Here is a 21241-nt window from a genome sequence, read left to right as displayed (position 1 = left end):
TTGGGGGAAGAAAGCACAGTCTTGCATTTACCAGCACGCATTATTCTGTCGCCTGATGCTGCTCCAAGTACCGATTTGGATTTGGAGAAGATTAATCGGCACACATTGGAACTGGTGGCTGCATCAGAAATTTTTACATTCAGCGGCCATTGCTCGAACGATCGCATGGATTCGCATTTTACCCGCATGGATCCAATGACAACACTTCGGAATTACGCTGAGGATTTATCAGGCGGTGTGAGCTTGCAAGAAGGCCATAACATCTATGTGAATCCATACGGCCGCTCCTATGACGGCGAAGTGATTACACAAGGCGATGAGAACGGCGTATCGAATGCAGTTCGCGGCAGCTGGTACATCATGCGCGGCATTTCGGTGAATGGCAATAAGACAGACGACACAATTCGACAAATCAAAGCGGGCATTGTCCGGGACATGTCGGTAGGATTCGCGGGCGGTTCTTATCGCTGCGGCAGTTGCGGCAAAGACCTATGGAATTCAGATTGTCCGCACATTCCGGGACTTGAAGATGAACACGGCCGCATGTCATTTGCTTGGATTGTAGATGCTCGTTTACGCGAAGTATCGACGGTCTATAAGGGCTCAACGCCTGATGCCTATATCGATAAAGCGCGGGAGTATGTGAAGCAAGGGCAAATGGAATTGGATAAAGTGCATCAATTGGAGCAGCGATTCAACGTCCGTTTGGATGATGGAAGCCGCTCCTTTTATATTGCAAATAAACAGAAGGAGGCAGGAGCCAATATGACTTTATTGGAACAACTGAGAAGTGAATTGAAAGAAAACAAAATTGAAAAGCGGGCCGTATTAGAGGTGCTGGAAACGGAGGGGGAGAAATTCCGTCAGCCAGATGACATTGCCATTCGAAATGAGTTAGGCGATGCCGCTACACCAGAAGGCGTGAAGCAGCTGAAATCAGAAGCGGAGCAAGGGCGCCAGTATTTGGCTGATTTAGTAGACAGCGCTGTTAAAGCCCGTGTACGTGCTCAAGGCGAAGGGTTTAAAGAGGAATCATACAAAAACTTGTTGGTTCGCTCTGCAGATATCGAATACATCAAGGATGAAATCAAATCTTATGACGAAATAGCGAATCAACGCTTCACTGGTGGTCGTCAGACAGAAGGCGATAACTTAGGTGGTCGTCATATCGAAGAAAATGGAGAAAAAATCTACGTATCGGAAGCATACAAAGGAGGCAATGAATAATGGATCAAATCGGCGGAATCGTACCAGATAGCTATGGACTATCATTAACTGTTTATGCCACGGATGCAACACCAGAAAATCCAATCATGCCAGGAGAAGTCTTGGTATTAGCTAATACAGGAGCATATCAAGCACGCCGGGCAGCGGCAGGAGAACCGGTTCAATTAATTTCTAAAGACACTGCACGCGATGTGGATACTCCACTTGGCGTTCATGCTGCAGGGTTCTCTCGCAATAACTCTTTCAAGTACACAGGGGAAATTGCTGTAGGAAATTCAGTGGAAGCAGATGGAGCGGGCGGCGTACGCGCAGCAGCAACGGCTAACGGAACTTATGTGGCCAAAGTAGATACAGTACGTAAAAAAGTAGAAGTATTAATTCCGTAAAGGGGGAAAAGACGAATGAATTTTACAGGTAAATTTAAAAACAGTCGCGGCGAAATCGTCGAATTTAAAAATGGCGGTGATCTTCGCTCCGCTATGAAAGCATCGGTCAAAAAAGACCGAGTTATTGCTCCATTAGCAGACGATATGATGGCCAAGAACGATTCGGCAGCATTTCGCTCTTATCTAGCAAGCGAAGGGCTAACAGTAAAAGACGCCGTTCGTGCATTAGGAATTGAAAATATTGATGCCCACCAAGTTCGTGAATTATATGCGAACGACAACACGAAGCCGCTCTTTAACGCCGTCTTAGAAGATGGATTCCGTCAAGGATATGAAGCCGCTGGGCGTGCAAACGAATTAGTCGCTAAAACAATCACGATGGATCAAATGAGCTACCAGTATTACTACCGTGAAACTGGAGAGAACGATGAACTCGACATGAAGAACGTTGGGCAAGGCGCTCCTATCCCGGTTGCAACGATCAAGCTGAACCAAGATAAAACCATCTTCGTTCACAAACGTGGAGCGGGTATTGAAATCACGGATGAAGCACGCTCGATGCGTTTTGATTTGCTTGCTTTGCATTTGTTGGAACGTGGTCGCCAGATTGGTCGTACAGACGAGAAGGTAGCAATCCACCGTTTGTTGAACGGCTACTTTAAAGATGGCTTTGACGCTCCGAAAACAATGGGCGTGAAAACAGCAAATGACTGGAAGCTTTCGGATATTTGGTATGCACAGCAAGCCCATAACCAGAAATACGGGCTTTCATTCAACCGCACCGTCATGAACTTGAAAACTGCAGAAGCCTGGGCGACTCAGAAAGAAGCGAATGGCACACTGATTTTCATGAATGAATTGAAACAAGGCGATATGCCGAATGTCTTGAACACAGTGCCGTTCATCTCGGATCAGATTCCAGATAACCGCATCATGTTGGTTGATACAACTTCTGCGCTTGCTGAGTATTCATTCAAGCCATTCTCTGTAGAGAACGAACGCAATGTGAAAACGCAGGTTGAAGGATCATACGCTACAAAAACATCAGATTACGTGCCATTCAATCCGGATGCTCGTCTTGTCCTGACATTGGATGCAGCACGATAAGGAGGCAGTCTTAATGGCTAAAATCGATACAGCTAACGAAATCATCGCTGAGTTTCCGGACAAAGGCTATGACGTGGAAAAATTAAAAGAAGAGCATACGCAGGAAGAGTTGGACCAGCTGCAGGCAGAATTGAGAGCGGCACAGCCCGCTCTACCTGTAGAACCGCCTCCTGAGGCAGAACCGGCCGAGGCTAAACAGTCGACTGAAGAGCCGGCTAAGAAGAAATATAAGCTCGCGGATCCGGAAACATCCTACCAAGAAGTCGAATTTACTTTAGCTGGAGACCAAGAGAAGGAGCTGCCAGAGAATCCATCGCCATTCCTGGCAGGCTATATCCGCTCCGGATTTATTGTTGAGGTGAAGTGATATGGCATTTGCAACGGTCGTTGAAGTAAAAGACGAAGCGGCGTTCGATGAAATCAACGAAATGGAAGATTCGAAGGTCCAGAAACTGATTGAGCGAGCTGAAGCGTGGATCCGTCGATTCACTGGCCGAAGCTTTGCAGAAGAAACACGCAGTGAGAAACTGGCTGATTTGAAAACAGCTACCATCTTACTGGTCGAGTTTCTATGGTTCCAAGATCAACCGGATATGAAGGAAGAAGCCTTTGATACCGTGCAGTCTGAAAAAATCGGCTCGTACTCGTATACGAAAAAGAATGCAGCGTCAGGAGAAACGACGGGTGTGGCCGAACTGGACCACATCCTTTTGTCGTTGCGTATTCCACCTGCAGCCAAACCGCTAGTCTTTTTTGCTACTCGGCCGAGCGGAGGGATTCGATGAGCCTGAGACGCTTACTGATTCACCTATGCACAATCGTTACGCCAGGGCAAAAGGTTGGGGAAAACGCCTACGGAAAGCCGATTTATAAAGACGTGATAACGAATGACGTCCCGTGCCGAGTAGACCAGATTAAACAAGCTGTCACATCGGATCCTTACGGGACGGATTTCATCACCAAAAATTTATTGGTCCTAGGGCCGGAGCAAACCTTTTTGGAGACTTCGCGTTTTTCGGATATCCGAGATAAAAAAGGAAATCCTGTCCTCGAAGGAAGTTTCGGGATTGAGAGCAGTAAGCCGGCTTATGGCCGCCGAAGCTTGCATCATCACGAAATCACTTTGAAAAAGGAGAGTGGTGCCAATGCCTAAAAGCGGAATGAACTTCAAAGTTAATCTTGATCCGTCTTTGAAGGAGCGGTTTTCTGATGCGCAGCTGAAAGAAGCCCGAAAACGAGCCGTGGAAGCGGCTGGTATGGTTTGGGCCGATGAAACAAAAGAGGTTACGCGCGAAGATGATCACATTGACACCTCTCTCTATATCAATTCAATCGGGTATGTTACCAACTTCGCTGCAGATCCGAACAGCGAAAAGGGCAGCAAACAAGCGACAGAATCTGATGTAATTCATGAATTGATTGAAGAAGAGGACCGGACGACTTTGCAAATTGGTTCGGCTGTCAGCTATGCGGAATTTCTGGAAAAGCGCTACAACCTCATGGCTCGTGGCTTAGATCGAGCGGAACCACGAATGAAGTTAGTAGCCGATGCACAAATTAAACGGACATTAGGTTTGTAAGGGGGGATTCGATGATTGATTATGTAGATCCGATTCCACCTGTTTATGCCTTTTTCGAAACGAATACGGACCATCATATCGATGCCAATACATTTCAATCAAATATCACCGAAGGATTACTCGTTCGCTCTGCAGGCGGACGAGCTTTTTCGCGTATTCAAATGATTTACCGCTCTAAGGACGAGGTAGGCGCGATGGCCAGTTTAATCGAATGCATGAACCTGCTTGAGCGAAATGCTTCAGACATAACCGCCTTGCGCGGATCTTGGTGTGAGCGGGAAGGGAATCCGATTCCCTCTTTTGATGACGATACCGATTCATATGAAGCATGGGTGTACATGAGATTCGAACACATAGAAGCATAAGGAGGAATCAGCATGGCTGAAAAAAATGAAATCAAAACTGAAAAGAAAGTACCTGAGCAACGCAAAATCGTTTGCAAAGGGCCAAAAGATAAAAATAGCGGGGCAGCTGCTCTTCGCTTGCCAAAACTAAGCAAAAAGAAAAAGCCTTTTGATATTCACGAAGGGCAAACGCTGGTCGTTGGCCGTGACATTCCCGAAGAAACAGCAAATCAATTATTGCAGATGGAAGCATGGAAATTTGAGGAGGTTAATTAATTATGGCAGATATTTATAACGTTAATTCAAAGAACTTTGTTGGTGGCCCTGGTCGTTTGGTCGTAGCAGATATGAGCATCGATGCTCCTGAAACGATTGCCGATGTCATGGACACAACCGCTCCACATAATTTAAAAGCCGGCTGGCGTGATCTAGGAGCTACGAACGATGGTATTGCTATTTCTCGTGGTTTTGATACAGAAGATTTTGAAGTGGATCAAGTGATGGGAGCGGCGGATACAGACGTCACCGGCTTCACTCATTCGCTGTCTACGAACCTTGCAGAAAACACGGTCATTAACCGTCAGTTAGCTTTAGTCGGTGGGACTATTATCGAAACAGCAGCGGCTACTGGTGATACGCAATTGCTTGCTGGTGCATTAGCGGCTGGCGCGAAAATCGTAACGCTCACAGCAGCAGATGTCGCGTTTAAAGCAGGCGGGTGGTTGGAATTATCCGGTGGCGAGTTAAAGAAAATCGCTTCTGTAAATGGTGCAACTATCGTCTTGGAAAAAGGCGTAGAAAAAACCTATGCTACAACTGATAGCGTAGCACCGGTCACAGCACTTCCGACAAAACGAATCGGTTACGGTACCGACGGAAATGTTCCGTTTAACCGATACGCATTAATCAGCCAGAAGAAAGATGGCACGCTTTACATGGCCGTTATCCGAAAAGCAAAAGTAACAGGCGATGATAAAGAGCAAAGCTTCAGCAAAGAAAAACGTCTATTGCCGCTTGCCCTTGCTGCCTTCCCGGAAGATGGCGTACCGCAAAGCGAAAACGTATTTTACGAAATCGAAGAATCTATCTAAAAAATATTAGGGGGGCTTTTTGCAAATGGCTAACAAATTAAAATCATTGGATATTAACGAAACACTAGGTTCAATCACACTTTCCGATGGGGTAACGTCAATCGACGTTCCTCGTTTGGATATGAGCAAAATTCTCCGCATCGTGAAATTTATCGGTGTAGATGGATTGAAAATTTATAATGGCGCACGCGAAGTGTTGTTGAATGAAGAACTTACAAGATTTGAACAATTAGCGACAGTCATTGAAGATCTATCGGAAGAACAATTGATTCGAGTTGTCGCCATTATTTTAGAAGTCGACGACAAAGAAGCGCTGAAGCTTGATTTGAACGAAGTGTTGGATGTCTTGATCGTGCTCGCTGACAATACCAACCTCGATAAAACTTTTACTCAAGTCCGGGCGTTGGCCAAGAAGATGTTCAACGTGGAACTTCCGGACTTCAAGGCGAAAATGCAGGAAATGTTCGAAGTAGCGGACGAGGAACTGAAGGCGGAAATGAGCGCCTAACTCTCGATGGCTTCATCAATCGTATCATTAAGCAGATTGAATTCGTTTCCTCTTATTACCGGTATACGGAAGAGTATGTGCTCAGCCATACACCGGAATGGATTAAGCGGAAATATGAGCAAGCGGTCGAAGAGAAGTACAACGACAGCCGGACACGGACTTTTGAGAACTTCAGAGGACTGATGCTGCTTGCTGATACGCTATTCAATAAAGGTGAGGGCGCGAAAGAAATTGCTCCATCATTTGAAGAAATAACTAAAGAAAAAGCCGAATCAGCACAGGAAGAATTTGTTGGTGGAAGCTGGTGGAAGCCGGAGTAATTTATCCGGCTTTTTTATTTTGCCAAAGAAAGGAGGAAACTTATGGCAACAACTGGTGGAAGCAATATTGAAATCACAGCGGATTCCAGACAAGCGAACCGTTCACTGGGTACATTTTTCCGGAACTTAGAAAATTCGGGACGCCGCGTGAATCGTGTCATGAACAACCTGAATCCATTTGATCGAATGGAGCGTGAAGCCAATCGGTTGAATCGTAGTATCGGGCGCCCGATTGCCAATCTACCGAGTCATTTACAGCCGTTCCGGGAACAAATTACGGAAGTCCGAACTGAATTAAGGGACTTGGGCCGGCAAGGTGGAGAAAGCCTCGACAAGTTAGCTAGAGCTGCAGTAAAAAGCAGCATCGGCGCAGAAAAATTAACCAGTGTAACGGACTCAGGAAAAAAAGCGGCAAAAGTGATTCAAGATTTGACCGAAGAAACCCGGAAAGCTCAACTGGCCGTCATGGGGTTAAATGAAGATGGCACCATTGCGATTGATACCGACGAATCTCAGCGTCGCTTAGCATCTTTTCGCGACGGCTTAGATGACACCCGGCGAAAACTGGAAACCTTGCGCGATGCTGGAGATATGGGAAGCTATGTTTCCGGTATGCGGAATGTAGAACTTGCGTTAGCGGACGTTGATCGTGCCATGCAGGCGGCTGCTCGGGGTGGCCAAGGCTATCAAAGAATGCTGCGGGAAATGGGCATTTACACGAGCGACACAGCTAATCAAATGGCCATCGACATGGAGCGGTTCCGCGGGCGGTTCTTAAGAAATATCGACATCATGAATTCTCGTTCGACTTTATCGAAGAAGATGATGGACTTTTTGCCCGAGACCAGTCGCATTCAAGCGATTGATCGATTCTTCTTAAACGTTAGCAATCGTTTGGAGAATGTCGCGAAAAAGGGGACCGCGGCCAATCTGGCGATCGAAATCCTCGGTCGCGATGCTCCGATGAAAAAGATTATGGATTTAACGAATATGATCAATCAAGGCGTCATGGGCGTTCAGCAGCTCGCTATTACGGCAGGGGTTGTCTTTGGCATTTTTACAGGAATCATGGCGAAGGCCGCTACGGGTCCGTCCCCCTCTGAAGTGGCGGCGGATGCCGGAAAGGCTTTGGCTGAATACCAAAAAGAAGTACAAGACCGTGCTGACGAAATCATGAATACTTGGAGTGCTTTTGAAGACATTCAGTTAAAAGCTTTGTCGCCAAGACCACTCCGCAAAAATCTGCGTGAACAAATAGACGTCTTGAAAGATTGGGAAGCCGATCTAAATGAGCTGGAATCCCGGACGAAGAATAAAGACCTGATGCAATATTTGCGCGGTTTAGGTCCGGAAGCCGCTATGGAGATACAGGCGTTGAATGACCATACCGATGAAGGCCTTTCCGAATGGGTGGCTCTGTGGGAAGAAAAGAGCAAAATCGCTACACGAGCCGCCATGACAGAACTGGAATGGATGAAGGAACAAACTGACGCGACCATTAAAGCTATGCAAGATTCGATTACACCTTTAGCGATTGCATGGGAGGACTTCCAGCAAACGTGGGCGAAAGCAATGACGCCATTTGTGAAAACGTGGGGCATCGTGGCTGCAGTGGTGGTTGATGGCGCAACAGCAATCGGGAATTTCATTAATAAATTAAATGAGTTGACGCCTCAAATCACAGCGGCGGGCGGGATGTTCCTTTACTTGTTTACCGGTCTCACGTTAATTCTAGCCCCATTAGGAGTTGGTATCGGACTGATAAAAGGGATGCGCGCAAACTTCTCAGCCTTGTTCTTAATGATTAAGCCGGGTGTTGTGGCATTCTTCAGAGTAGCGGGAGCGGCAACCGTCATTTCAGGCGCATTGGTTGCTTTAGGCCTTGTCTTTTATAATTTGTGGACGAATTCGGAGCGGCTGCGCGATGTCTTGACCACGGCCTTTATCATCATCCGCGGTGAAATTATGGGCGCGATCAGTCAGATTAAACCCCAATTCTCAGCATTGCGGGATGCCTTCAACGAGATGGTCGAGCAATTCCTGGGTAAAGGAAATTCACTGAAAGATATTTGGCGTTTAATCGGCGATACTGTAGCTGAAATCATTTCAAACATCATGACCAAATACTTGCCGGCATTTAAAGCGGGTCTTGCGAATATGGTGGACGGAGCAAAAGGGATTATCGGTTCCTTAATTGCAATGTTTGGAATGCTGCATAGTTGGTGGACCGATAACGGACCAACAATTATTGCGATTGTTACCGCTACGTTCTCAGGTATAAAAACAGTGCTTTCAGAAGTGATTCAGTTCCTTGGAAAGATCCTAGGGCAAATTGTCGGGTTCTTCAAATCGGATGGCGCTCAAATTCTGGCAGCTGTTCAAAACATTTTCGGTTTTATTCTTAAGGTCATCCAATTTATTATGCCTGCAGTCCTTTGGTTGGTTAAATCCGTATGGAAAAACATTCAAGGGGTAATCAATGGGGCACTAAATGTCATAATGGGCGTCGTTAAAATCTTCTCAGGTTTATTTACAGGCGACTTCAAGAAAATGTGGGAAGGGGTTAAACAGCTCTTCTTTGGTGCGATTGAATTTATTATCAACTTTGTTTCGCTAACATTTTACGGAAAGATTCTTGGAGGCGTGCGAATCTTCATCACGGCGTTCAAAAGCGGATTAGGAGCCATGTGGGAAGCCATCAAGATGCTGTTTAAAGGCGGCGGAACCGTAGCTTTTTCTTATGTTAAGCGAGCATGGGACGATATGCTGGTTGCAACAAAAACGATTGTCGGGAATGTAGTTACCTATTTCAAAAACACGTGGGATTCCATTAAGTCCATTAGTATGGGATTATTTACAGCTGTAAAAACGATTTTTACGACTGGTTGGAATTCTGTTGCCAATGCCACTTCGTTTGCTTTATTCAAAGTCGGCGAGTTTATTGTGAAAGCATTCAATGCCATCAAGACATTCTTGGGGAATATCGTTGTAGGCTATTACAATCTCGTGAGCAAAATTTGGAATGGCATCTGGACATTGACTAAAACAGTCTTTGGTGGCATATTCCGGACAACTAAAGAAATCTTTACTGGAATCTATAATTTTTACAAATCAATTTTTACAACAATCTTCAATTTCTTGCTGAAAATAATTGATCGAATTTACATTACCTTCTCGGCAGGTTGGAGAAATATCAAGGTTTCAACCCAAGATAATTTCCGAGCAATCTCTACGTTTTTCAAAGATATCTTCGGAACCATCCGTAGTTTCATTGGAGGAGCGGTAGATGGAATTTCAAGTAGAATTTACGGAGTTTGGAGCGGGATTAAACGATTCACCGGAACCGCATTTAGAGATGTATTTACATCCGTAAAAAATAGATTCAATGATATTATCGCATCTGCGAAAGCCTTGCCAGGAAAAATTGGTGAGGGAATTAAATCGATGGCTGGGAAAGTGAAAGGCGGCATCACGGCAGTCATTAATACCATGTCCAAGACATTAGGCAAAGGTATGAACGGAGTCATCAAAGGGATTAACTGGGTTCTAAATAAACTCGGTGTAAATATCGAAATTGCAGAATGGGATGTTCCGCAATATGCACAAGGCACAGGCTCCCACCCAGGTGGCCCGATGATTGTCGGGGATGGAAAAGGAACCAACGCCGGTCCAGAACTCATTCGCAAACGTAATGGAGATATGATGTTGTCCCCTGATAAACCTACGCTTGTGAACGGAGAGAAAGGGACGCAAGTCCTCTCTGCTAAAAAGACAAGACAATTTTTAGAATCGATTCCTGCCTATAGCAAAGGGACAGACCTTTGGAACAAAACCAAAAAAATTGGTGGGAAGGTTAAAGAGGGAGCCACTCATGCTTGGGATAAAATCAAAGATGGTGGTAAGAAAGTAATTGATACCGCTTTTGATGTATTTGATTATCTTAAAAATCCTAGTAAATTGTTAGATGTTGCACTTGAGACTTTAGGAATTATGAAACCGAGTGGCGCTGATTTCGCGGCTAATATGGCCAAAGGAGCTTGGAATAAAGTCAAAAGCGGAGCAGTGAGTTTCGTTAAAGGGAAATTGAAAGATTATGACGGCGGAGATGGCAGCGGAAAAGGACCGGGCTTCGGCCCTGCTTTCGGGAATTCTTCTGGCTATGGCTGGAGGAATCACCCGATTACCGGAGATCGCAGATTTCACGCCGGCGCCGATTATCCGGCTCCTTTAGGAACATTGATTAAAGCTCAAGCAGCCGGCCGAGTCATTAAAGCGGCTTATCACAATTTGCGAGGGAACTTCGTCCAGATCAAGAGCGGTATTATGGAACGGATCTATCAGCATAACTCACGAAATCTTGTGGGCGTAGGCGATATGGTTCGCAAAGGACAAGGGGTAGGGACAGTCGGCAGCACGGGAGCATCAACTGGACCCCACTTGCATTACGAAGTCCTGAAGAACGGAAAACACATCAATCCAGCGGGATACTTCAAGGGCGGCATCGTGAAAGCGAAGCAGCTGGCGTGGGTAGCTGAAAAAGGGATGGAAGCCATCATTCCGCTTGTTACAAATCGGGCAGAAGGATTAAACATCTGGAAGCAGGTTGGCGAGTATTTCGGCTTTAACATGGATGCCTTTATGAATCAGGGCACACAGGAAATGAGCTTTGCGGGCGGTGGTGCAGCTGCACTTCCAGACATGTCCTCAACCGGACAGCGTTTGGGTCAAATGTTTACGCCTTCTAGCGCGCAGGCGCCTACTATTTCCGTAGTTGTTACGCCGGCGCCAGTCAATATTGACGGTGAGCATTTAACAGACATTATGTTTGATCATGTCGATTCAAAATTCGTCGGACAAGCTGAAAGAGAAGATTACTTTAAGGGGAGAACAAAATGAACTTGATCAGCCTTTTTGATGCAGCTGGAAACAAGATAGATGTGGCAAAATACGGTCTGACCGGTTCGGGATTGGTCATCCCTTCTCCTTCCTACCGAGAAGAAAGGGATACGATTCCTGGACGTGATGGGGAAATCTCTCTCGGTCGCGATTTGGAGCCTCGGCAGTTAAGGGCTCCATTTCGTATGAAAGCGGCTGATTATGAGGATGCATTGCTGCTGCGGGACGAGCTGTATGCGCTCTTCTCCAAGGCAATGTATATTGGTGAGACCAAACAACCCGGCAAGTGGTGGCGTATCCGAATGGTCGAAGGGTGGACGCCGGTTCGAGTTAATCCCTGGACTTATAAGATGGATATTCCTTTTTATTGCGAAAGTGGAAAAGCGGAATCATATGGATCCACTGCCGATGCGCTCAATTGGGACGCAGACAAATGGCAGTGGGGCATGGGTTTGTCGCCAGATGAATTTGGCTATGAAAAAACGACAACTCGATTCATCATTCATAATGCGGGTCATGTGTCCGTAGATCCGCGGCAAATGCCTTTGGTCATTACTTTGAAAGGAACGGCAGCCAGTTTCGTCGAAATCATCAACCATACGACCGGGGAGACTTTCCGATACGATGGGAAGCTGAACGCTTCCAATACGCTAACGATAAACGGCATTCGCTTTTTAATCGATGGTCTTTCTATCTTACGACAAACCAATAAAAAACTGATTACGCTCGCTCCGGGCGCCAATGACATCGAGGTCAAAGGCGTGACGGTGGAGCGTATTTTCTTTGATTTCAAATTTTATTATTTATAAAGGCGGGTGGTGAATGAATGAAAAAATTAAATGAGACTTCGAACGAGTTATCGAGGGCGGAACTCGTTAAGTTGAAAGAAAACTGGACTATTATTGACGGAAATTTTGAAGAGGTCGGCAAAGCAGGACCAGCTGCGGAAGCTGCAAAAAAGGTAGCGGAAGCCGCAAGAGCAACTGCGGATTCTGTTAAAGGGACTGCGGATGGAGCAAAGAAAGTTGCGGAAACAGCTAATAGTATCGCAGAGGATGCAATGGGAATAGCCAATACCGCAAAGAATGCTTCAGAGAATGTTCAAGTTCAATTAAGCAACCTTGTAGTAAAAGGTGATTCTAGTCCACAAGCAGTTCAGGCAAGCATTGGATTTGATGGGACCGATTATGGAGGAGTTTTAAAGGCTCGTTTAGATGCCGAGCAGCAGAAGGTTAATCAAAAGCTGGTGAATATAGGAAATGGCATAACTACAATAAGCCGTGGGGACTTAACTCCTTTTATTCTTCAAAATGGTAGAAAGGTTTTAATTTCAGGTGATAGCCTTGCAACAAACAGGCATCCTTTTGCACCGTTTACCGGCAATAATAATGCATACGATTATAAACCGGGTATGTTGTCTTGGTCTCATATGGTAAGAGACGCGATTCATAGGGCAGACGAGTATTTTATTTCCGTCAAAGACTTGCTTATGCGGACTAAAACGACGGCGGCCAAGTTCAACTATTTTCCGAACGCCAGTGCATACACGCTCGCCTTTAACGGCATTGTGGCGGAGCTTCAAACGACCAGTAACACGGAAGAATTCATTCTCTTGTATCGCCATGCCAACAAACAAACCAATAAAGCTTACGTTCATATGGCACACAATCCCTTAAACAATGCCTGCAGTTTCGATGTCTATGTGGACAATGTTTTCGTAAAGAATGTGAATAATAATGGTGTAGGAAAAGCATACCAGGGACTTGATTCCTTGGTAATTGAACTGACTGTTCCCGGCGACAACCAGTACCACGAAATCAAACTGACCAACTTTGTTCAAACAGCTGCCACTCCGGACAGTGCAGGCAATCGAGTTGTATTCCTATATGGGATTGGCAGTAAACACACGAACGTTTACCTAACCGGTCAAGGAGGAACCACTTCTCAATGGATGCGGGATAATTTGCAGGAACGCATTTTGCAATACAGTCCAGACGTCGTTTTTTTGGTAGAAGGAGCAAATAACCTATTTCAAAATATTCCGGTTGAAACATTCCGCACTGACATGCAAACCATCATTACTGCGATTCGAGCCAACAACCCACGGACGGAAATTGTCTTGTTATCCACTACGCAAATGAGCGACTATCCGTTAAGTCAGATACTGCCTTTTGCAGATGCGACAAGGGAATTGGCACAGTTGAATAATTGCTATTTCATCGACTTGGTTCGTTTATTTGCGAACTTGGATCCGACTCTATGGAGAATTGATAATGTCCACATGTCGATTTTCGGAAACGACATATTAGCGAATACAGCTATGGATCTTGTATTCAAAGGGGCTAACTATTCGAAAGAATTGATGAGTGGGAACGAAGCGATTTATATTCAAAACAAAAAGTATCCGGTGCCCTATGAGCCAGCCGGTTACGGACGCATTCAATATTCATCGACTACCGGCGCCTTCACAATCCCTTTCCAATCTTCTGAAGGGTTGATTGTATCAGCAGCCCGTGTGGGAAATAATCAAATCAAGTTGGTGTTCAAAGCGAATACGGTTATGACGATTGATGGCGTGATTAGAAATGGCTTTTTATATGACATTTCTATTAAGCCATTTGCGACTGCCGGAAATGTTCCTGGATTAACTTTCGACATCGTTGTCGGTGGTTGGGATAAAAACGAAGCGATCATTAACTTGAAAAAGGCTGGCGGAACGGCTTTGACGGATGTGGATTGGACAACTTTCGCTGCGGACTTCAAGTTTATCGTGTCATATTAAGCATACGCAAAACTATTGACCAACTTCGCTGTTTATGGTTACAACTAAAACAGAAAAACAAGGAGGTACGTCAATGGGAAAAATTATTTTGAAGGTAAAGAAAAAACATCGACGAGAAGGAGATCATATCGCCTACTTCGTATACGAGATGTATGACGAGTCGATATACGCAGGTGGAACAACGGTTAATTGTCGGCATGTGGAGAATTACGAGCGACTGATGTTTACAGATGAAAAAGCCCAGGGTCAAACAAATCTCTTTTATCTTGAAGAAAACGAAAACGAAGTGTTCTTCGAGATTAAGGAAGCTCAAATTCCAATGATTAAAACAACCGCAATTGAACTTACTGGAGAGTTCCCGGGAAATTATTCGTTGCAATATGCTGAATTCCTTCGACGATTATCGGCGCAAGGAATCATCGGGCGATAACTTGATATTGGAACCTATTGTTGATTAACTGAATTCGAGATATTAAGGCGAAGAGTGTCCATCCGGGCGCTCTTTTTTCTATGCATAAAAAGGTGGTGAGATTTTGTTATTAGTCCGTAATATGGCTGGAGAAGAAGAATACTTGGCTGATTTCAAAGCCCTGAGTCGAAATCGGAAAGTTAATGGGGAGAAGACGCTTTCCTTGACCGTTTTTCCGACTGAAAAGAACGAACATGCATATCCTTTGGTCGAAGAAGAATCGATCATTACCTTCAAAGACGAAGAATACGTGATTAAGAAGTTCGGCGGACGGAGCATCGGCAATAAATTCTTGAAGCAAGTTGAGGGCATTCATAAGTTCTTCCCGGACATGATCGATCTTCGGCAGCGCAAAATTCATAACGGATCCATGACGTTTGCAGCGGCTTGTCAGTTCGTCTTTGAGAATTCGGGATACACCTATGCAATTATAGACAGCTTCGACGCTAAGGAATTTGAAAACTTTGGTGGAAAAAATCGGTTGGAATTACTGCAGATACTGCTAGACCGGTTCCAGGCTGAGATGGAGATTGTCGGCAAGCAGGTGCGGTTCAAAAAGAAAATCGGCAATGACACCGACTTTCAGTTCCGTTACGGCTTTAATGTTAAAACGTTCAGCAGAGACGTAGATACGTCCAACTTATCAACCTATATCAAAGGGTACGGTAAGAAAAAAGAAGAGACCGATGTCCTTAGCGGTATTGGCATTCCTTATGCAAGCCGAGCTGGAACCTATTTCACAGAACCAGGCTTAAATGTCCTGGCAACTGATAAAGTAGGCGCATCCTTTAAATTCTCTTTCACCGGTACCGGATTCGACTTTGAAGTCATTCTTAACTTTCTCGGAGGGGTTTGGGAGTTCTCTATTGATGGTTCTCAAACTCAACGAATTTCTACGTTTAAAGATGTGACGCGAGAAGACAAGATAGTTCCGGTCATTCGGGGACTGGAACACAAGCTTCATAACGTGGTTGCTACGTTTGTCGGGGCAGATACGAAGAACCCTTATACGAAAGGAAAAGGAGCGCCGGCGCCAATTGCTTACCTAAAAAGCGGTAACATCATTAAGCTGTATCGGGAACTTGTCGGTGATGAACAATATGTGGCCATTGCTGAATACACAAGTCCCAATGCGGAAATCTATGGGATTCGAGATGCCGGCGACTTCGAGGACGAACGTTTCACGTCAAATGCTACGTTGCTGGCAGAGATTAAAAAACTGTTGCAGGATACGCCAGAAGTTTCGCTTACAATCGATTTTGTGGATTTAAGGGCTGCGGGTTATCCATATACGGTTCCAAATGAAGGAGACCGAGTATTTATCATTTATGAGCCGGCGGACGACTTGGAAGTAGAGACACGGCTGATGGAAGTAAATGAAGAATATGATGTAAACCTCAACCCAATCCGGACCAAAACGACATTAGCGAACTACAGCAAGACGTTTTCGGGCACCATGTTTGGCAATGTACAAAAGACGCTGAAAGGCATCATCAATGACGATGGCATCATCAAATACAATGTCTTGGATGAAGCTGTAAAGCTGGCTACCGAGGCGATTAAATCAGCACAGACCGAACTGGACTTCACGAATGGGATTACGGGCCGTGATAAAGAAGATCCGAATCTACTTACGCGATTCACGAGCCGCGGAATTGGTGTCTCGAGTGATGGGGGCAATACGTTCCCTGAAGCGATTACCGGCCATGGCGTTACGACATCGCTTTTAACTGCAGGAGCGATTCACACCAATAATATCGCCATCATCGGTGACAGTTTGTTCTTCTGGGATGGCAGTGGATTCCACAGCATTGATCCAAATGACTTGGAGCGTTTTGTGAAGATTACCGGTGGCTTTTTGGATATTTCAAAAGGCGCCATTTCTATCACCCGGCCAGATGGTTATGTCGTCATGAATAACGGGCTTCTGCAAAATGATTTTTCGATACAACCTCCGAACCCGACATTTCGTAATAAGGACACGGTATCTGAGCAAGGGGTTTATTGGTCAACGACTGAGGTAGAACCTCAGAACTGTGAATCCTATTCTTATTCCCACAAGAGCCGTTTACTGCGAATCCATGCGGTTATTCATGATGTGGGCAGTGGCAAGGGCGCTCGTATAGCAGTTGTGGATATAACAACCGGCGAAACGCTTGCCCAAGCAACGCGCTACAATCTCACACATGATGAAGCGACAGCGAATCCAGTTATTCTTACTGTAGATTTAGGTACACCGACTGGTAACTTCCGCAGTATTTATATCCGATTGAATACCACTGTGGGCGGGACAGCTCGAGGGCGAATCGTCCGCATATGGCTCGAACAATAAGGAGGCAGTAAGATGAATGAAAAAGTTCAATTATTTGTGAAAGTTGACAGTCAAGGGAATATCAAAGAGGAATACAGCGGTCGAAATATTGTAATGACGGAACCGCAGCATTATTGTTTTATCGTGGATGAGGCCGTTGCAAATAACGTCGTGCAATATAAGGTTTTGATCGATGAAGAAATGGTACCGCAGTTGGTATTGAAAGAGAGCGCTGAATAGGCGCTCTTTTTGTTTTGCTCAAATATAGGGGGTGATTCCAAATAGATAAATTAAGCACAAAAGATGAGAGAAAAAAGGGGGATGGGGATGAATGGAGGAACGAAAAATGAAACCAGTAACGGTTGTTGAAATTATGTTGTCCTACATCTCACTCGGTTGGGCTTACGTCTTATTCAGCTCACCTCAATTATTTGAGAGTTCGCAAAGTTGGAATGAAGTCGAAGCAATTGCTTCCTATGAATGGGTGGTAGCCAGCTGCGCATTTATTTGCGCCATTACCAAGGTGATCGGTATGGCGCTCGGCAATGCTCGGCTGCGGCGCATCGGTTTGCTGATGTCTGCAGTATTTTGGGTGATTATCGCTGCAGGCATGTTGATCTCCACAGGTGGGTTAAATATGAATACAGGTTTTATAGCTTATTCCGGAATTGCCGTCATGAGCTTGTGGACCAGTAAGGAAGTGGGAGTGAATGGCAGAGTCCAATAGCTATATAGAGCAACAGCTTGCAGACTTGAAATCGCAATTTAATGATTACAAGAAGGACATGAAAGAAGAAATGCGTGAGTTAGAAAAGAAAGCAGATGCGGCACTACGTAGCTCAAATAACCTGGACATTTCAATGAACTATGTAAAAGATGCCGTTAAGGATATGAAGGAGCTCTTAGCGGGCTTTGTCACCGTACAGAATACGCAAAACGACAAGATTGACGATTTCATCAACTCGGACAGCCGGCGCAACTCAAAAAATACGTTTGTTGTTTCGATTCTGCAGGTTGCTGCCGGAATCGTCGTAGCGGCTCTTGGATTTTGGGCAAAAGGCAACTTATAAAAGGAGGCAACACTTATGAAACCAACAGTACCTTTCGACAGAGGAATGATTATTCGCACAGCCGTCTTGATCATCGCATTAATCAACCAATTTTTAGTGAATGCAGGCTATTCGCCGCTGCCGTTTGACGACGCTTGGGTAGAAACGGCTGTCACGACCGTTCTCACCATTGCCGCAGCTATATGGGTCTGGTGGAAGGATAACCGCGTCAGCTACCAAGCTCGGCGTAATGAGAAGTATTTGAAGGATAAGGGGTTGAAATAAGATGGCAAAAGCAGAAGATTATACCGTCGCAATTGATGATGGCCACGGCCCACAGACAGCTGGTAAGCGGACTCCGTATATTGCTGCCCTTGGTCGCCAGATCCGGGAGAATGAGTTTAACAAAGCCGTGGTCAACTTGCTCGATAAAGAGTTGAAACGCATTGGATTCAAAACGGTCCAGACAGCGCCAACGGATATCGATACGCCGTTGAAAGAACGGACCAATAAAGCGAATGCTGCAAAAGCGAATTTGCTGATTTCCATTCATTTCAACGCGATGGGCAACACGTTCGCTTATTCATCAGCCAAAGGATTCTCCGTCCATATTCAGCCAGCGGATAAAGCGAACCCGAACAGCGGATCCCTCAAATTTGCTAAACTCGCTGTGGAAGAATTGGCAAAAGGAACTGCGCAAGTAAATCGGGGCGTTGTCGGCCAGGATCTTCACATGACACGCGAGACGAAGATGCCGGCAGTTTTGGTCGAGTGCGGATTCATGGATGATTTAGACGAAGCAATGCTGATGATCAACCCGTCATTCCAAAGAGAAGTGGCCCAAGAACTGGCCCGAGCAGTTTGCCGGTATTTCGGTGTGAAGTATATAGAAGAAAAACCGCAATCATCAAAACCCGCAGCACCGGTTAAACCAAAGCCTGTTGAGAAACCAGTCACCAAACCAAAGGAGGAAGACGACATGTTAAAACAAGCCATTGTCATCGGTTCGTTAAACGATTACGCAGCAGCTGAAATTCTATCGATTCGAAAAGGGATTCCGATTTTCCCTCGCAACGCCATTAAGGGCGAAGTGGCCAAAGAGTTAATCGTAGTTGGTGGGGATAAAAAAGGGTTGAAGGCCGATAAGGTGACGAACCTTTCGGGTGCAACTCGATTTGAAACTGCTGAAAACGTTAAAAAATATCTGAAGTAACGTATAATTTATTTAGTGTATTGCTATACAAGCCTTCTAGCGGAAACTAGGGGGCTTTTTTATTTGCCAACTTCCATTGCTTTCCTCTATTCCTTCAGATAAAACGAGAACAAATGTTCTTATATAAGGAGTGGTATTCATGGGAAAAATAAACAAACAAATGAAACAGGTCGGCGATATCAAAGACCGGGGCAATATCAAATGGCAAGGCTTGTTCTTATCTGAACACGTTCAGATGCTCCGTGATCTGCGCAAAGAAAAAAGTAAGATGCCCAAGCCGAATCTCGACGAATACGACATGCAGCTGATCTCCGAAGAAATGGACTTAGCGTTGAAGCGCCAATGTGATGTGGTCATCCATACTTGGAAAGACGGGGAAGTAACGCGGCACCATGGGACGATTGCGAATATTGATATACAAAGACGAGAGTTCTTTATGGAAGATCCATTCAAGAGCCATCGACTAAATTTAGACGAAGTTGTCTCGGTAAATATGGTGGATTAAAAGTAAAACCTCTACCTTTATTAGTGAGAACTCTTGTGACTTAAAGTGAATTAAAGAGATTCAAAGGAAAACAGCGGAATTTGACGCATTTTAGAACAATATAGAACAAAATAGAACAAAATAGAACAAAATGAGAGAATCTGGGTTGACGCAGTAAACTATAGGGTATATTATAATAAGACCAAAGCCACTTCGCAGTATGCAAAGTGCATGGTCCTATAAAAATATTTAATAGTAGTACTTTCTTCGGAGAATACCGCAGTTACCTTAAGTGGGCTGCGGTTTTTATTGTATAGAGGTGATTTTATGGCAAGGATAAACCATCAGCATAAACCTTTTAAGAAACGGAAAAGCTTAGTAAAGCTACTTGCGGGTAGAAATCTTCAGATTAATAGAAGAGATAAAACCTTTAAAAAGTATAGTTACTATTATTTGATCAATGGATATTCTAGCGTTTTCATACATAACGTCAACAATACCATTCCTGATTATACTGGTGCTTCAATTGATTACTTTGTAAGAATGGAAGAATTTGATTTCGAAATAAGAACAAGAGTACTTAAAGAGATATTGAGAATTGAAAATAGGGTTAAGAACCATGTGTTTTATGTTTTCGCAAGTTATCATGGTGATCAGGATTACTTAATTCCAAGTAATTTTGATACCTTTGGCAAAATTAATAAAAAGAAAAATGTATATGCCCTCTTATCAAAACTGAACAATAAGATTGCTCAAAACTGTAACACGGACAGTTCTAGAAATCACGCTGCGTTCAATCACTATATAACTCAGCATAACAATATACCGCCTTGGGTTTTGAAACTGGAATTGACTCTGGGAGAACTCAGTAAGTTTTATTCTAATTTACAAAGTCCAGTTAGGCAAACGATTGCCAAGGAGTATAAAGTGCAGGAAAATGTTTTGGGCACGTTGTTGTATTTTCTGTCTCAAGTTCGAAACAAATGCGCACATAATGAAAGGATTTATGATGCTAAGCTAATCACTAAGCTACCTATAAATCCTTATCATACACATTTCAACATTCAAAAAAGAAACAATTTCTTTGCGGTATTAATTGCGCTAAAGTTTTTAATGACCGCTGAAGAATATAAGAAGTTTATTGAATACATTGATACTCAGTTAACTGAGCTCAAGCAGGGCATCCCCACTGCTTACGTCAATTCGATATTGACTATAATGGGGATACCTTCGAATTGGAAAGATGTATGCACCATTTAGAATTCTGAGGCGGTCAACGTTATTGACCACCACTTGACCACGAATACAATATTATTGAGTATTATTATATAGAAGAAACTCGATTTTTAATTTTTGCTTTTAGTGCTTTGAAACACCCTATATCACTCAATATTATTGGGTATTTCGGCAGCATATAAGAACGTAAAAAACCAGGTCTTCGTTCAGCTCGTCGCGCACCTCAGTTCTCAAAACG

At 44.5% G+C, this 21241-nt stretch carries 24 protein-coding genes; all 24 read left to right on the top strand.

Annotated features, from left to right (window positions below; translation table 11 throughout):
* The 24 genes from ACRRQV_RS17445 to ACRRQV_RS17330 all read left to right on the top strand — a co-directional run bounded on the left by ACRRQV_RS17445 (window position 1) and on the right by ACRRQV_RS17330 (window position 21027).
* Complete coding sequence (locus ACRRQV_RS17445) at window positions 1–1227, top strand: hypothetical protein (protein WP_432533356.1); 1227 nt, start codon at window positions 1–3, stop codon at window positions 1225–1227.
* Entirely contained in the window at window positions 1227–1613 is a 387-nt protein-coding gene (locus ACRRQV_RS17440) for a hypothetical protein (protein ID WP_432533353.1), read from the top strand. Before ACRRQV_RS17445 ends, ACRRQV_RS17440 begins: the two co-directional genes overlap by 1 nt.
* 15 nt (window positions 1614–1628) lie before the next feature.
* On the top strand, window positions 1629–2720 hold the full coding sequence (locus ACRRQV_RS17435; protein WP_432533350.1) for a hypothetical protein: 1092 nt from the start codon (window positions 1629–1631) through the stop codon (window positions 2718–2720).
* A 13-nt stretch (window positions 2721–2733) separates the two neighbouring features.
* Window positions 2734–3087 carry a hypothetical protein gene (locus tag ACRRQV_RS17430; protein ID WP_432533347.1) on the top strand — a complete coding sequence of 118 codons (354 nt, stop codon included), beginning with the start codon at window positions 2734–2736 and terminating at the stop codon, window positions 3085–3087.
* Window position 3088: 1 nt separating this feature from the next.
* The gene (locus ACRRQV_RS17425; RefSeq protein WP_432533344.1) at window positions 3089–3505 is read left to right on the top strand and encodes a hypothetical protein; all 417 of its coding nucleotides are present in this window, start codon (window positions 3089–3091) and stop codon (window positions 3503–3505) included.
* The gene (locus ACRRQV_RS17420; protein ID WP_432533341.1) at window positions 3502–3873 is read left to right on the top strand and encodes a hypothetical protein; all 372 of its coding nucleotides are present in this window, start codon (window positions 3502–3504) and stop codon (window positions 3871–3873) included. Before ACRRQV_RS17425 ends, ACRRQV_RS17420 begins: the two co-directional genes overlap by 4 nt.
* The gene (locus ACRRQV_RS17415) at window positions 3866–4300 is read left to right on the top strand and encodes a hypothetical protein (RefSeq protein WP_432533338.1); all 435 of its coding nucleotides are present in this window, start codon (window positions 3866–3868) and stop codon (window positions 4298–4300) included. Before ACRRQV_RS17420 ends, ACRRQV_RS17415 begins: the two co-directional genes overlap by 8 nt.
* Window positions 4301–4311: 11 nt before the next feature.
* On the top strand, window positions 4312–4665 hold the full coding sequence (locus ACRRQV_RS17410; RefSeq protein ID WP_432533335.1) for a hypothetical protein: 354 nt from the start codon (window positions 4312–4314) through the stop codon (window positions 4663–4665).
* Between the two features lie 12 nt (window positions 4666–4677).
* Window positions 4678–4920 (top strand): hypothetical protein, encoded by a 243-nt coding sequence (locus ACRRQV_RS17405; RefSeq protein WP_432533332.1) that lies wholly within the window; start codon window positions 4678–4680, stop codon window positions 4918–4920.
* A 2-nt stretch (window positions 4921–4922) separates the two neighbouring features.
* Window positions 4923–5735 (top strand): hypothetical protein, encoded by an 813-nt coding sequence (locus ACRRQV_RS17400; RefSeq protein ID WP_432533329.1) that lies wholly within the window; start codon window positions 4923–4925, stop codon window positions 5733–5735.
* A 25-nt stretch (window positions 5736–5760) separates the two neighbouring features.
* Window positions 5761–6243 (top strand): hypothetical protein, encoded by a 483-nt coding sequence (locus ACRRQV_RS17395; RefSeq protein ID WP_432533326.1) that lies wholly within the window; start codon window positions 5761–5763, stop codon window positions 6241–6243.
* Window positions 6244–6320: 77 nt separating this feature from the next.
* Window positions 6321–6563, top strand: a complete 243-nt coding sequence (locus ACRRQV_RS17390; RefSeq protein ID WP_432533323.1) for a hypothetical protein — start codon at window positions 6321–6323, stop codon at window positions 6561–6563.
* A 42-nt stretch (window positions 6564–6605) separates the two neighbouring features.
* Window positions 6606–11459 carry a peptidoglycan DD-metalloendopeptidase family protein gene (locus ACRRQV_RS17385; protein ID WP_432533320.1) on the top strand — a complete coding sequence of 1618 codons (4854 nt, stop codon included), beginning with the start codon at window positions 6606–6608 and terminating at the stop codon, window positions 11457–11459.
* Window positions 11456–12268 carry a phage tail family protein gene (locus ACRRQV_RS17380; RefSeq protein WP_432533317.1) on the top strand — a complete coding sequence of 271 codons (813 nt, stop codon included), beginning with the start codon at window positions 11456–11458 and terminating at the stop codon, window positions 12266–12268. Before ACRRQV_RS17385 ends, ACRRQV_RS17380 begins: the two co-directional genes overlap by 4 nt.
* Before the next feature lie 17 nt (window positions 12269–12285).
* The gene (locus ACRRQV_RS17375; protein WP_432533314.1) at window positions 12286–14241 is read left to right on the top strand and encodes an SGNH/GDSL hydrolase family protein; all 1956 of its coding nucleotides are present in this window, start codon (window positions 12286–12288) and stop codon (window positions 14239–14241) included.
* Between the two features lie 73 nt (window positions 14242–14314).
* Window positions 14315–14671, top strand: a complete 357-nt coding sequence (locus tag ACRRQV_RS17370; protein WP_432533311.1) for a hypothetical protein — start codon at window positions 14315–14317, stop codon at window positions 14669–14671.
* 103 nt (window positions 14672–14774) lie between these two features.
* Window positions 14775–17042, top strand: coding sequence for a prophage endopeptidase tail family protein (locus ACRRQV_RS17365; protein WP_432533308.1), 2268 nt, complete (start codon window positions 14775–14777; stop codon window positions 17040–17042).
* Between the two features lie 12 nt (window positions 17043–17054).
* The gene (locus ACRRQV_RS17360; protein WP_432533305.1) at window positions 17055–17261 is read left to right on the top strand and encodes a hypothetical protein; all 207 of its coding nucleotides are present in this window, start codon (window positions 17055–17057) and stop codon (window positions 17259–17261) included.
* A gap of 133 nt (window positions 17262–17394) precedes the next feature.
* Window positions 17395–17748: a hypothetical protein gene (locus ACRRQV_RS17355; RefSeq protein ID WP_432533302.1), complete on the top strand. Its 354-nt coding sequence runs from the start codon at window positions 17395–17397 to the stop codon at window positions 17746–17748.
* Complete coding sequence (locus tag ACRRQV_RS17350; protein ID WP_432533299.1) at window positions 17732–18091, top strand: hypothetical protein; 360 nt, start codon at window positions 17732–17734, stop codon at window positions 18089–18091. Before ACRRQV_RS17355 ends, ACRRQV_RS17350 begins: the two co-directional genes overlap by 17 nt.
* A 15-nt stretch (window positions 18092–18106) precedes the next feature.
* Window positions 18107–18355 carry a phage holin gene (locus ACRRQV_RS17345; RefSeq protein ID WP_432533296.1) on the top strand — a complete coding sequence of 83 codons (249 nt, stop codon included), beginning with the start codon at window positions 18107–18109 and terminating at the stop codon, window positions 18353–18355.
* 1 nt (window position 18356) lies between these two features.
* Entirely contained in the window at window positions 18357–19283 is a 927-nt protein-coding gene (locus ACRRQV_RS17340) for an N-acetylmuramoyl-L-alanine amidase (protein WP_432533293.1), read from the top strand.
* A gap of 139 nt (window positions 19284–19422) precedes the next feature.
* The gene (locus tag ACRRQV_RS17335; protein ID WP_432533290.1) at window positions 19423–19788 is read left to right on the top strand and encodes a YolD-like family protein; all 366 of its coding nucleotides are present in this window, start codon (window positions 19423–19425) and stop codon (window positions 19786–19788) included.
* 306 nt (window positions 19789–20094) lie between these two features.
* The gene (locus ACRRQV_RS17330) at window positions 20095–21027 is read left to right on the top strand and encodes an Abi family protein (protein WP_432533287.1); all 933 of its coding nucleotides are present in this window, start codon (window positions 20095–20097) and stop codon (window positions 21025–21027) included.
* Window positions 21028–21241: the final 214 nt, after the last annotated feature.

Source organism: Planococcus sp. YIM B11945, from assembly GCF_050864155.1.
Lineage (GTDB): Bacteria > Bacillota > Bacilli > Bacillales_A > Planococcaceae > Planococcus.
The sequence above is the reverse complement of the archived record's forward strand: the minus strand, read 5'-3'. Positions and strand labels throughout refer to the sequence as shown.

Coding starts and splice junctions, on each gene's coding strand:
- ACRRQV_RS17415 (WP_432533338.1), top strand. CDS start 3,866: ATGCCTAAAAGCGGAATGAACTTCAAAGTTAATCTTGATCCGTCTTTG.
- ACRRQV_RS17420 (WP_432533341.1), top strand. CDS start 3,502: ATGAGCCTGAGACGCTTACTGATTCACCTATGCACAATCGTTACGCCA.
- ACRRQV_RS17345 (WP_432533296.1), top strand. CDS start 18,107: ATGAAACCAACAGTACCTTTCGACAGAGGAATGATTATTCGCACAGCC.
- ACRRQV_RS17355 (WP_432533302.1), top strand. CDS start 17,395: ATGTTGTCCTACATCTCACTCGGTTGGGCTTACGTCTTATTCAGCTCA.
- ACRRQV_RS17410 (WP_432533335.1), top strand. CDS start 4,312: ATGATTGATTATGTAGATCCGATTCCACCTGTTTATGCCTTTTTCGAA.
- ACRRQV_RS17375 (WP_432533314.1), top strand. CDS start 12,286: ATGAAAAAATTAAATGAGACTTCGAACGAGTTATCGAGGGCGGAACTC.
- ACRRQV_RS17370 (WP_432533311.1), top strand. CDS start 14,315: ATGGGAAAAATTATTTTGAAGGTAAAGAAAAAACATCGACGAGAAGGA.
- ACRRQV_RS17335 (WP_432533290.1), top strand. CDS start 19,423: ATGGGAAAAATAAACAAACAAATGAAACAGGTCGGCGATATCAAAGAC.
- ACRRQV_RS17360 (WP_432533305.1), top strand. CDS start 17,055: ATGAATGAAAAAGTTCAATTATTTGTGAAAGTTGACAGTCAAGGGAAT.
- ACRRQV_RS17395 (WP_432533326.1), top strand. CDS start 5,761: ATGGCTAACAAATTAAAATCATTGGATATTAACGAAACACTAGGTTCA.
- ACRRQV_RS17385 (WP_432533320.1), top strand. CDS start 6,606: ATGGCAACAACTGGTGGAAGCAATATTGAAATCACAGCGGATTCCAGA.
- ACRRQV_RS17405 (WP_432533332.1), top strand. CDS start 4,678: ATGGCTGAAAAAAATGAAATCAAAACTGAAAAGAAAGTACCTGAGCAA.
- ACRRQV_RS17430 (WP_432533347.1), top strand. CDS start 2,734: ATGGCTAAAATCGATACAGCTAACGAAATCATCGCTGAGTTTCCGGAC.
- ACRRQV_RS17350 (WP_432533299.1), top strand. CDS start 17,732: ATGGCAGAGTCCAATAGCTATATAGAGCAACAGCTTGCAGACTTGAAA.
- ACRRQV_RS17440 (WP_432533353.1), top strand. CDS start 1,227: ATGGATCAAATCGGCGGAATCGTACCAGATAGCTATGGACTATCATTA.
- ACRRQV_RS17340 (WP_432533293.1), top strand. CDS start 18,357: ATGGCAAAAGCAGAAGATTATACCGTCGCAATTGATGATGGCCACGGC.
- ACRRQV_RS17400 (WP_432533329.1), top strand. CDS start 4,923: ATGGCAGATATTTATAACGTTAATTCAAAGAACTTTGTTGGTGGCCCT.
- ACRRQV_RS17330 (WP_432533287.1), top strand. CDS start 20,095: ATGGCAAGGATAAACCATCAGCATAAACCTTTTAAGAAACGGAAAAGC.
- ACRRQV_RS17380 (WP_432533317.1), top strand. CDS start 11,456: ATGAACTTGATCAGCCTTTTTGATGCAGCTGGAAACAAGATAGATGTG.
- ACRRQV_RS17435 (WP_432533350.1), top strand. CDS start 1,629: ATGAATTTTACAGGTAAATTTAAAAACAGTCGCGGCGAAATCGTCGAA.
- ACRRQV_RS17425 (WP_432533344.1), top strand. CDS start 3,089: ATGGCATTTGCAACGGTCGTTGAAGTAAAAGACGAAGCGGCGTTCGAT.